We start from the raw sequence: 11,498 nt of genomic DNA on the forward strand, positions 1-11,498 counted from the left end.
CCGCTCAGAACTCGATGCGCTCGCGGCGGGTGACCCGCAGCGCGATGGCGGACAGGATCAGGGTCAGGAAGAGGATCACCACACCCATGGCGCAGGCGTAGCCGCTCTTGCCGAAGTACAGGAAGTTGCGCATCAGGTAGGTGGCCATCACCTCGCCGTGGTAGTCGGGTCCGCCGCCGTAGGCCACGCCCGGGGTCAGCGTGGAGACCAGGGCGAAGGCGTCCATCGCGGCGATCGCCAGATAGACCCAGGCGGTCTGCACGCTGTCCCACAGCAGCGGCAGGGTGACCCTGAAGAAGGTCTGCACCCGCCCGGCGCCGTCCAGCAGCGCGGCCTCGTAGATCTCTCTGGGGATGGACTGCATGGCGGCCGAGAACAGCACGAGGTAGAAGCCGACCCCGGACCACACCAGGATGGCGAGGATGCTCCACAGCACCAGACCAGGGTCGTTGAGCCACTCGATCGGATGCTGCGGGTCCTCCAGACCGAGTTTCAGCAGGACACCGTTGAGCAGCCCGCCGCCGTCACTGCGGTAGACCGCCTCGAACAGCACGGCGAGGATCGCGATGGACAGCACCTGCGGGAAGAAGAAGACCACCTTGTACACCGCGGCACCGCGCACGCCCTGCACTCCCCCGGTGCCGGCGCGTCCGCCGACATTGAGCATGAAGGCGAAGAACAGCGCCAGCAAGATGGTGATCACCGGCAGGAAGACCAGCAGCAGCACGTTGTGCAGCAGGGCCTGGCGGAACACCGCGTCGGAGAACAGCGCGGTGTAGTTGCGCAGGCCCACGAAGTGCATCACGGTCGACTCGCCGGACCAGTCGGTGAGCGAGTAGCCGAAGGTCTGCAGGTACGGCCAGATGACCAGCAGCGCGTACAACGCGACCGGCACGATGAGGAATCCCACGATGAACGGGTACTTGCGGTGTCGCATAGCTCCTACCTGACGATCGAGATGCCCGCCGCGGTGGCGGCACGTCCAGCGCGTACCGCCACCTTGCGCTGTCAGGAACCGTTCTTCTTCGCCTTCTGCGTCGCCGTCTTGACCCGCTTCAGCCATTCGGCGGGCTGAATGCGATTGGCCATCAGCTCGCTGCTCGCATTGCCCATGTCGACGTCGAGCTGGCTGGCGGTGTAGAGGTACGTGGGATTGAAGACGTTGCCGCCCGCCGCCTTGAGCGCGGTGACCGTGGACTTGGTGCCCGGCCGCAGCTGGACTTCCGGGCCGATCGCGTCCTTGACCACGGTCAGTGAATTCGCGGTCTGGGCGAAGGCGACCGCGCCGGCCTTGCTCAGCATGATCCGCATGAATTCCATACCGCCCGCCGCGTTCTTCGCCTTGGCCGGCACGATGTACGGCTCGTTGGCGCCACCACGGATCGCCTCGAAAGGCAGCTTGTCGCCCGGCAGCGAGGGCATCGGCATAAAGGTCATCTCGAAGTCCGAAGGGGTGGACTTGAGCTGCTCGTTCTCCAGCCAGGCGCCGCACGGGACGAACGCGGCCCGGTACTGGTTCCAGGCGGTCTGCGACTCGATATGCGTCATGCCGTTGGTACCGGGCAGCAGGTAGTTGTTGCTGACGATCTGGTAGACGGCCTCGATGGCGTTCTTCGCCGGGGCCTCGTCCCACACCGTGTCGTCCAGCTTGTCGACCCGGTTCATGAAGTCCGGGCCGCCGTTCTTGATGGCCAGGTCCATGATGGCGACGTTGATGTAGTACGGGTACTTGCCCTGGTGCGCGAACGGCGCGATGCCCGCCTTCTTGATCTCCGCGGACAGCGACATGAAGTCGGCCCATGTCCTGGGCGCGCTCCAGCCGTGCTGCCGGAACAGCTTCCCCGAGTACCACAGGCCGAAGACCGTGTAGACGTACTGCAGCGTGCAGAACGTGCCGCCGATGGTGCCCAACTCGACGGTGCCCGGTTGCAGGGTGTCCCGGACCTTCTTACCTGGATCGTCTATTGACGGCGCATCAAGCAGCGGTGTGAGATCGGTCAGCTGACCGGCCTTCTGCAGGACGTCCAGCTTGATCTGCGCGTTTCCCGAGTCGTCCACCACGTCCGGCGGATTGCCGCCGTTCAGGCGAGGCTGCAGCAGCCCGGTGATGTTCTGGGTCGGCGTATGGGTGACCTTCGCGCTGGGGTACTGCTTCGAATAGAGCTGCTCGAATCGTTTGGCGTAGTCGTCCCCGAACCCGCCCTTGAAAATGATGACTTCGAGGCCGGCGCTGTCGGCCACGCCGAACGGGTTGGTGGCGGTCTTCTTTCCGGTCTCCTGCTTGCTGCCGCCGCCGCTGGCGGCGCACGCACTCAGCAGCCCACTGGCCGGAACGGCGGCGATTCCGATCGCCGTGGCCCGCTTGATGAGGTCGCGGCGGTTGAGCCGGTTCGGCTCGATGGTGGATCCCATGCTCAAGTCCTCGCCTTCTTCAGGACTCAGGCGGTGCACCGGAACCCGCCGGCTACCGCTGTCGGTCGAAGCTGGGTCGTACGGTGAAGCTGGGCTGAAATCGAAAGGCCGTTGGACGCCGACAGGTATAGTCCACTTCCTGTGGGGCGGCAAGATCGGGCACAGTCCCGGACGCGAAGTTTCCCGAGTTGAGACCTCCCGGCTCCGGCCGCCTCCGCTTGAAACATAAATCAGGGCCGCACCCCGGATGCGGAGTGCGGCCCTGTCGGTCGTGTCGGGCCACCCGGCCCGACCGGCCGTTTACTTCCTGATCAGCGAACGCAGCACGTACTGCATGATGCCGCCGTTGCGGTAGTAGTCCGCCTCACCGGGGGTGTCGATGCGGACCGTGGCGTCGAACTCGACACCGGTGTCCGCGGTGACCTTCACGGTGCCGGGCGTGCGGCCCTCGTTCAGCTCGGTGACACCGCTGATGGAGAAGGTCTCCTCACCGGTCAGGCCCAGCGACTCGGCCGTGGCGCCCGCCGGGAACTGCAGCGGGAGCACGCCCATGCCGATGAGGTTGGAGCGGTGGATGCGCTCGTACGACTCGGCGATGACGGCCTTGACGCCCAGCAGCGCGGTGCCCTTGGCGGCCCAGTCGCGGGACGAGCCGGAGCCGTACTCCTTGCCCGCCAGGACGACCAGCGGGATGCCCGCCGCCTGGTAGTTCTGCGAGGCGTCGTAGATGAAGGTGACCGGAGCGTCCGCCTGGGTGAAGTCGCGGGTGAAGCCGCCCTCGGTGCCCGGCGCGATCTGGTTGCGCAGCCGGATGTTGGCGAACGTACCGCGGATCATCACCTCGTGGTTGCCGCGGCGCGAGCCGTACGAGTTGAAGTCGCGGCGCTCCACACCGTGCTCGGTGAGGTACTTGCCCGCCGGGGTGTCGGCCTTGATGGCACCGGCCGGGGAGATGTGGTCGGTGGTCACCGAGTCGCCGAGCTTGGCGAGCACCCGGGCACCGGCGATGTCCTCGACCGGGGTGGTCTCCATCGTCATGCCCTCGAAGTACGGGGGCTTGCGCACGTAGGTGGACTCGGCGTCCCACTCGAAGGTGTTGCCGGTCGGGATGGGCAGCGCCTGCCACTGCGCGTCGCCCGCGAAGACGTCGGCGTAGTCCTGGGCGAACATCTCCTGGCCGATGGCGGAGGCGACGACCTGCTCGACCTCCTGCTCGGAGGGCCAGATGTCCTTCAGGAACACCGGGTTGCCCTCGGTGTCGGTGCCGAGGGCGTCCTTGGTGATGTCCACCTTCATGGAGCCCGCGATGGCGTACGCGACGACCAGCGGCGGGGACGCCAGGTAGTTCATCTTGACGTCCGGGTTGATCCGGCCCTCGAAGTTGCGGTTGCCGGACAGCACCGAGACCACGGCCAGGTCGTTGTCGTTGACCGCCTTGGAGACCTCCTCCGGCAGCGGGCCGGAGTTGCCGATGCAGGTGGTGCAGCCGTAGCCGACCAGGTTGAAGCCCAGCTTGTCCAGGTACGGGGTGAGCCCTGCGCGGTCGTAGTAGTCCATGACGACCTTGGAGCCCGGGGCCAGCGTGGTCTTGACCCACGGCTTGCGGGTCAGGCCCTTCTCCACCGCCTTCTTGGCCAGCAGCGCGGCGCCGACCATGACGTACGGGTTGGAGGTGTTGGTGCAGGAGGTGATCGCGGCGACCGTGACGGCGCCGTGGTCGATCTCGTAGGTCGAACCGTCGGGGGCGGTGACCTGGGTCGGCTTGCTCGGCACGCCGTTGGAGACGGCCGGGGCGTCGGAGGCCGGGAAGGACTCCACGCCCGCCTCGTCGAGGTCGGCGACCGGCACGTACGCACGCACGTCCTGCGCGAACTTCTCGGCGGCCTCGGCCAGCACGATGCGGTCCTGCGGACGCTTGGGACCGGCGATCGACGGAACGACCGTGGACAGGTCCAGTTCCAGCTTCTCGGAGAAGTCCGGCTCGGCGGCCGGGTCCAGCCACAGGCCCTGCTCCTTGGCGTACGCCTCGACGAGGGCGATCTGCTGCTCCGAACGGCCGGTCAGCTTCAAGTAGTTGATGGTCTCGCCATCGATCGGGAAGATCGCGGCGGTCGAGCCGAACTCCGGCGACATGTTGCCGATGGTGGCGCGGTTGGCCAGCGAGGTGGCGGCGACGCCCTCACCGTAGAACTCCACGAACTTGCCGACCACACCGTGCTTGCGCAGCATCTCGGTGATGGTCAGTACCAGGTCGGTGGCGGTGGTGCCGGCGGGCAGCTCGCCGGTGAGCTTGAAGCCGACGACCCGCGGGATGAGCATCGAGACCGGCTGGCCGAGCATCGCGGCCTCGGCCTCGATGCCGCCGACACCCCAGCCCAGCACACCGAGGCCGTTGACCATGGTGGTGTGCGAGTCGGTGCCGACCAGGGTGTCGGGGTAGGCCTGGCCGCCTCGGACCATGACGGTACGGGCCAGGTGCTCGATGTTGACCTGGTGGACGATGCCGGTGCCGGGCGGGACGACCTTGAACTCGTCGAACGCGGTCTGGCCCCAGCGCAGGAACTGGTAGCGCTCCTTGTTGCGGCCGTACTCCAACTCCACGTTCTGCGCGAAGGCGTCGGGGGTGCCGAAGCGGTCGGCGATGACCGAGTGGTCGATGACCAGTTCTGCCGGGGCCAGCGGGTTGATGCGGGACGGGTCGCCGCCGAGCTCCTTGACGGCCTCACGCATGGTGGCGAGGTCGACGACGCACGGGACGCCGGTGAAGTCCTGCATGATCACGCGGGCCGGCGTGAACTGGATCTCCTGGCTGGGCTGGGCGCTCGCGTCCCAGTTGCCCAGCGCCCGGATGTGATCGGCGGTGATGTTCGCGCCGTCCTCGGTGCGGAGCAGGTTTTCCAGCAGCACCTTCAGGCTGTACGGAAGACGGGCGGAGCCCTCGACCTTGTCCAGCCGGAAGATCTCGTAAGACTCGTCGCCCACGCGCAGCGTGCTGCGGGCGTCGAAGCTGTTCGCCGACACGACAGTCTCCTTATGCATGTTTCGCGCGTACCACGGCATCCTGCCGTCGCAGGTCCATGTCGATGCACTAAGGTGAGCCTAAGTTAGGCAAGCCTTACTAGCGCGACGGCGGTACGGCTCTCGGCAGATATCTCGATGTCGAGATAACCCTAGTACATCGCCGCCGCGCGGTCATGCCCTGACCCCGGCCGTCCCGGCCCCCAAACCCGGACCGTTACGCACCGCCAGGGGCTCGGCGGAAGGCGGCGACGCTCTCCGAAACCCATTGGCGCAATGGCCTGGCCGGGGAGCCGGCTGCCGCCGGGCCGTCACCCGCTCCGGACCGGTCAGGGCGCACTTCAGGCCAAGGCCCCAGGCGGCAAGCCCCCGCCGCGAGTTGCGCCATCCGCCGGGACGGACCGGCGCCACGCCACCCCCTTGCCAGGCGGCATCTCATATCTGAGATAGCCTGCCCTTATGACTGACGACTACCTCGTACGTATCGGCAGGCTCATCCGTGACGCGCGTCAGCATCGTGGCTGGACGCAGTCACAGCTCGCGGAGGCGCTCGGCACCAGCCAGAGTGCGGTCAACCGCATCGAACGCGGAAATCAGAACATCAGCCTTGAGATGATCGCCCGAATCGGTGAGGCACTCGACAGTGAGATCGTCTCCCTCGGCTACGCGGGTCCCATGCATTTGCGCGTGGTGGGCGGACGGCAGCTCTCCGGTGCGATCGACGTCAAGACCAGCAAGAACGCCTGCGTCGCCCTGCTGTGCGCCTCGCTGCTGAACGCCGGGCGCACCACGCTGCGCCGGGTGGCCCGGATCGAGGAGGTCTACCGGATCCTCGAGGTGCTGGGCAGCATCGGGGTGCGCGCCCGTTGGATCAACGACGGCAACGACCTGGAGATCGTGCCGCCCGCCGAACTCGACCTGGACTCGATGGACACCGAGGCGGCGCGCCGCACCCGCAGCGTCATCATGTTCCTCGGTCCGCTGATGCACCGCACCGACCAGTTCAAGATCCCGTACGCGGGCGGCTGCGACCTGGGCACCCGGACCGTGCACCCGCACATGGCGGCGCTGCGGCACTTCGGGCTCGATGTGACGGCCACCTCCGGCTCGTACCACGCGCAGGTCGACCCGTCACGTTCGCTCAGCCGGCCCATCGTGCTGACCGAGCGCGGCGACACCGTGACCGAGAACGCGCTGCTGGCCGCCGCCCGGCATGACGGCGTCACGGTGATCCGCAACGCCAGCTCCAACTACATGGTCCAGGACCTGTGCTTCTTCCTTGAGCAGCTCGGCGTACGGGTGGAGGGCATCGGCACCACCACGCTCACCGTGCACGGCGTCCCGCACATCGACCGCGATGTCGACTACGCGCCGTCGGAGGACCCGGTCGAGGCGATGAGCCTGATCGCGGCCGCCGTCGTCACCTCCTCCGAACTCACCATCCGCCGGGTGCCGATCGAGTTCCTGGAGATCGAGCTGGCGGTGCTGGAGGAGATGGGCCTGGACCACGAGCGCAGCCCGGAGTACCCGGCGGACAACGGCCGTACCCGGCTGATCGACCTCACCGTGCGGCCGTCGAAGCTGCGGGCACCGCTGGACAAGATCCACCCGATGCCGTTCCCCGGCCTCAACATCGACAACGTGCCGTTCTTCGCGGCGATCGCGGCGACCGCCCAGGGCTCCACACTGATCCACGACTGGGTGTACGACAACCGCGCGATCTATCTGACCGAGCTGACCCGGCTCGGCGCGAGCGTCAAACTCCTTGACCCGCACCGGGTGCTGGTCGAAGGCCCGACCCGCTGGCGCTCGGCGGAGATGATGTGCCCGCCCGCCCTGCGGCCCGCCGTGGTGGTATTGCTGGCGATGCTGGCGGCGGAGGGCACTTCGGTGCTGCGCAACGTCTATGTCATCAACCGGGGTTACGAGGAGCTGGCAGAGCGTTTGAACTCGATCGGCGCGCAGATTGAGACGTTCCGCGACATCTAGTGCCGGTCCGGTGTGTCCTCAGCGCCGTTTGACGACACGTCGTTCCCTCGGACGGGCCGCCCCGCCGCCAGGTCGCTTTGGCGACGAACTGACGGATGGCGGCTGCCCGTTGGGGCGGCTGGTCCGCGGGGCCGAGCGTGCGCGAGTCCGCGATCTCGACCAGTCGGCCCTGCGGCAGCAGCGGCCCCGGGAGGCGGCCGCCGTGGTCGCGCGGGCCCCCGCGTCCGAGCCGCGGCTCACCGTATGACGGTCAGCGGTACAACTCCTTCGCGATGATGCCGCGTTGGACCTCGGTCGCGCCCTCGTAGATGCGCGGTGCGCGGACCTCACGGTAGAGGTGTTCGAGCAGGTGGCCGCTCTGCAGCGCGCGGGCGCCGTGCAGTTGGACGGCGGCGTCCACGACGTACTGGGCGGTCTCGGTGGCGTAGAGCTTCGCCATGGCGGAGCGTTTCGCGATGTCGGCGGCACCGGAGTCGTACGCGTCCGCCGCGGCCAGCACCAGCAGCCGGGCGGCCTCGGTGCGGGTCGCCATCTCGGCCAGGGTGTGCCCGACGGCCTGCAGGTCCTTCAACGGGCCGCCGAACGCGGTGCGTTGGCCCGCGTGGCTGACCGCCGCGTCCAGCGCGGCTCGCGCCATGCCGACGGCGAAGGCGCCGACGCTCGGCCGGAACAGGTTGAGGGTCTCCATGGCGACCCGGAAGCCGCGTTCCGGTTCGCCGAGAAGATCGTCGCGACCGACCGGCACACCGTCGAAGGACAGGCTGCCGATGGGATGCGGGGACAGCATGTCCAGTGCCTCACCGGACAGCCCCGGCCGGTCGGCGGGTACCAGGAAGGCGGTCACCCCGCGCGCCCCGGCGTCCGGCGCGGTACGGGCGAAGACGGTGTAGAAGTCGGCCTCCGGGGCGTTGGAGATCCAGCGCTTGGTGCCGGTCAGCCGCCATCCGGCGCCGTCGGGCTCGGCCCGTAGCTCGAGCGCCGCCGCGTCGGACCCGGCGCCCGGCTCGGTGAGGGCGAAGGCGGCGACCGCGCGGCCCGAGGTCACCCGGGGGATCCAGCGTTCCGCCAGCTCCGGGGAGCGCAGCACCGGATGGGCCCCGAGGCCCTGCAGTGCGAGGGCGGTCTCCGCTTCGGTGCACTCACGGGCGAGTGACTCCCGCAGCAGGCACAGATCGAGCGCACGCGGCGGGCCCGCGGGCGGGAACAGCCGGGCCAGCAGGCCGAGCTGGGCGAGTTCGGCGAGCAGCGGCCGGTTGACCCGCCCGGGTTCACCCTTCTCGGCGAGCGGGCGCAGCCGGGTGGCCGCCTGCTCGCGGACTCGCTCACACCACGCCTGCTGTTCGGGATCGAGTGCGAACACCGGCATCGACTGCCTCCTCGTATCGCGGTCTGTCCCGCCAGGATCTGACGAACTGACGGACTCGGCCGAGTGCTTATCGCGATCTCTTGACTGTCGTCACCATCACGTTACGCTGATCCGGCAATCGCACGGCCGGATTCCCACCCCTCGCCCGGACCGTCGCAAAGGGGCGACCCACGATGGACTTGCTGCCCTCCGCTCATCTGGACACCTTCGCGCGCGACCATCTGCCGCCGCGGCAGCAGTGGCCCAGGCTGCTGCTCGACGGACCGGGGCCGCCCTACCCGGACCGGCTCAACTGCGGCACAGAACTGCTGGACACCACCGCCGAGCGCCTCGGCCCGGACCGTCCGTGCCTGCGGATGCCGGGCGGTGAGGTGTGGAGCTACGAGGATCTGCGGGCGGTGTCCGACCGCATCGCGGGGGTGCTGGTCGACGACCTGGGAGTGGTACCGGGAAGCCGGGTACTGCTGCGGGGACCCAACACACCGTGGTTGGTGGCCTGCTGGTTCGCGGTGATGAAGGCGGGTGCGATCGCCGTCACCGTGCTGGCCGCGCACCGCCCGCGGGAGCTGGCGGTGATCTGCCGGATCGCCCGGGTGCGGCATGCCCTGTGTGACGCCCGGTCACTGGACGATCTGGAGAAGGCCGAGGTGCCGGGGCTGCGGACGGCGGCCTACGGCGGCGAGGCGGCGGACGATCTGACGCGGCTGGCACAGCACAAGCCGGACCGCTTCCGCGCGGTCGCCACCTCGGCGGACGACGTGGCGCTGATCGCCTTCACCTCGGGGACGACGGGGACACCGAAGGGGTGCATGCACTTCCACCGGGACGTGCTGGCCATCGCCGACACTTTCTCCGCCCGGGTGCTGCGGCCGGGGCGATCCGATGTCTTCGCCGGTAGCCCGCCGTTGGGGTTCACCTTCGGGCTCGGTGGTCTGGTGGTCTTCCCGCTGCGCGCGGGTGCTTCCACGCTGCTCCTCGAACAGGCCAGTCCCGAACGGCTGTTGGAGGCCGTCACCCGGCACCGGGTGAGTGTGCTGTTCACCGCGCCGACCGCGTACCGCACGATGCTGGGGTCACTGGAGTCCGGCCGGTACGACATCTCCTCGCTGCGGCGGTGCGTCTCCGCTGGGGAGAACCTGTCGGCCGCCACCTGGCACGCATGGCATGACCGCACCGGCATCGAGATCATCAACGGCATCGGTGCCACCGAGATGCTGCACATCTTCATCTCCGCGGCCGACGCAGCGATCCGCCCCGGAACCACCGGGGTCGCCGTCCCCGGCTACCAGGCGCGGATCGTCGACGAGTCGGGCGCCGAACTGCCGGACGGCGAACCCGGACTGCTCGCCGTCCGCGGGCCGACCGGCTGCCGCTACCTGGCCGACCCCCGGCAGAACGACTACGTACGCGACGGCTGGAACATGACCGGCGACACCTATGTACGGGACGCGGAGGGCTACTTCACCTACATCGCACGCGCCGACGACATGATCGTCTCGGCGGGGCACAACATCGCGGCGCCGGAAGTCGAGGACGCGCTGCTGCGGCATCCGGATGTGCGCGAGGTGGCGGTGATCGGCGTTCCGGACCCGCACCGCGGGCGGATCGCCAAGGCGTTCGTGGTGCTGCGCGACGGTGTGCCACGGGACGAGGAGACGGTGCGGGGACTGCGGGAGTTCACCAAGGGCGAGATCGTGCCGTACAAGTGCCCGCGCGAGATCGCGTTCCTGGACGCCCTGCCGCGGACCCCCACGGGCAAGCTGCAACGCTTCCGGCTGCGCGACCTAGAGTGATCACGTGGAAGGGCAACGCGCCGAGGGGCATACGCCGAGTTCGCTGATCGTGACGTTCTTCGGCGCCTACGGCCGGGCGGAGTGCGACGGGCGGGTGCCGGTCGCCGCGCTGATCCGGCTGCTGGGCGCCGCGGACGTCGATCCGCAGTCGGTGCGCTCGGCGGTCTCCCGGCTCAAGCGACGCGGGCTGCTGGTCGCCGACCGGGTCGGCGGGGCGGCGGCCTACCGGCTCTCCCCGGACGCCACCGAACTGCTGGCGGACGGCGACCGCCGGATCTACCGGGGCGCCCCCGTCCCGGCCGCCGACGACTGGGTGCTGGCGGTCTTCTCGGTACCGGAGAGCGAACGCCACAAGCGCCATCTGCTGCGCTCCCGGCTGGCCCGGCTGGGCTTCGGCACGGCGGCACCGGGTGTGTGGATCGCCCCCGCCCAGGTGTACGCAGAGGCCCGGCACACCCTGGAACGGCTGGGCCTGGCGAGCTACGTCGATCTGTTCCGCGGCGCCCATCTGGGCTTCGAGCCCACCAGGCAGGCGGTACGCCGCTGGTGGGACCTGGACGCGATCGCCGCGCTGCACCGAGCGTTCCTTGAGGCGCAGGAGCCGGTGCTGGCCGCCTGGTCCGGCCGCTCGTCCGTACGCCCGGAGGATGCCTTCCGGGACTACCTGCGGGCGCTGGACTCGTGGCGTCGGCTGCCGTACGCGGATCCCGGCCTCCCGGCCGAGCTACTGCCCGCCGACTGGCCGGGCGGCCGAGCGGCGCAGGTGTTCACCGAGCTGCACGACCGGCTGCGCGAGCCGGGCGCGGAGTTCGTACGGGCGGTTCATCGGATGACGTGACCGGCGGAGGGCGGTGGTCGTTATGGGTGATGTACGCCTGCCGGGAAGCGGCTGGGGACTATCCTGACCACATCGGAGCGGT

The 11,498-nt window shown here is 69.0% G+C and carries 7 protein-coding genes; 3 read left to right on the forward strand and 4 right to left on the reverse strand.

The features are described from left to right. Nucleotides 1–4: 4 nt before the first annotated feature. The 3 genes from P2L57_RS24335 to acnA all read right to left on the reverse strand — a co-directional run bounded on the left by P2L57_RS24335 (nt 5) and on the right by acnA (nt 5,433). Nucleotides 5–937, reverse strand: a complete 933-nt coding sequence (locus P2L57_RS24335; RefSeq protein WP_275818047.1) for a carbohydrate ABC transporter permease — start codon at nt 935–937, stop codon at nt 5–7. Between the two features lie 71 nt (nt 938–1,008). Next, a complete protein-coding gene (gene ngcE / locus P2L57_RS24340) occupies nt 1,009–2,412 on the reverse strand; it encodes an N-acetylglucosamine/diacetylchitobiose ABC transporter substrate-binding protein (RefSeq protein ID WP_275818049.1) in 1,404 nt (467 codons plus the stop codon). Between the two features lie 300 nt (nt 2,413–2,712). Next, a complete protein-coding gene (gene acnA, locus P2L57_RS24345) occupies nt 2,713–5,433 on the reverse strand; it encodes an aconitate hydratase AcnA (RefSeq protein ID WP_275818051.1) in 2,721 nt (906 codons plus the stop codon). 456 nt (nt 5,434–5,889) lie between these two features. On the opposite strand from acnA, the gene P2L57_RS24350 reads away from it, so the two are divergent. Continuing rightward, on the forward strand, nt 5,890–7,419 hold the full coding sequence (locus P2L57_RS24350; protein WP_275818053.1) for a helix-turn-helix domain-containing protein: 1,530 nt from the start codon (nt 5,890–5,892) through the stop codon (nt 7,417–7,419). 250 nt (nt 7,420–7,669) lie between these two features. On the opposite strand, the gene P2L57_RS24355 is transcribed toward P2L57_RS24350, so the two are convergent. Beyond that, the gene (locus P2L57_RS24355) at nt 7,670–8,785 is read right to left on the reverse strand and encodes an acyl-CoA dehydrogenase family protein (protein WP_275818055.1); all 1,116 of its coding nucleotides are present in this window, start codon (nt 8,783–8,785) and stop codon (nt 7,670–7,672) included. A gap of 173 nt (nt 8,786–8,958) precedes the next feature. Between P2L57_RS24355 and P2L57_RS24360 the strand changes: the two genes are divergently transcribed. Together P2L57_RS24360 and P2L57_RS24365 are read left to right on the forward strand one after the other, a co-directional pair. Continuing rightward, nucleotides 8,959–10,578 (forward strand): AMP-binding protein, encoded by a 1,620-nt coding sequence (locus P2L57_RS24360; protein WP_275818057.1) that lies wholly within the window; start codon nt 8,959–8,961, stop codon nt 10,576–10,578. A 4-nt stretch (nt 10,579–10,582) separates the two neighbouring features. Continuing rightward, entirely contained in the window at nt 10,583–11,416 is an 834-nt protein-coding gene (locus tag P2L57_RS24365; RefSeq protein ID WP_275818059.1) for a PaaX family transcriptional regulator, read from the forward strand. Nucleotides 11,417–11,498: the final 82 nt, after the last annotated feature.

It is taken from the genome of Streptantibioticus ferralitis, assembly GCF_029223525.1.
GTDB classification, from domain to species: Bacteria; Actinomycetota; Actinomycetes; order Streptomycetales; family Streptomycetaceae; genus Streptantibioticus_A; species Streptantibioticus_A ferralitis.

What these genes read in the sequence shown, in the direction of transcription:
- P2L57_RS24360 (WP_275818057.1), top strand. Translation starts at nt 8,959, where the DNA reads ATGGACTTGCTGCCCTCCGCTCATCTGGACACCTTCGCGCGCGACCAT.
- ngcE (WP_275818049.1), bottom strand. Translation starts at nt 2,412, where the DNA reads ATGGGATCCACCATCGAGCCGAACCGGCTCAACCGCCGCGACCTCATC.
- P2L57_RS24355 (WP_275818055.1), bottom strand. Translation starts at nt 8,785, where the DNA reads ATGCCGGTGTTCGCACTCGATCCCGAACAGCAGGCGTGGTGTGAGCGA.
- P2L57_RS24335 (WP_275818047.1), bottom strand. Translation starts at nt 937, where the DNA reads ATGCGACACCGCAAGTACCCGTTCATCGTGGGATTCCTCATCGTGCCG.
- P2L57_RS24350 (WP_275818053.1), top strand. Translation starts at nt 5,890, where the DNA reads ATGACTGACGACTACCTCGTACGTATCGGCAGGCTCATCCGTGACGCG.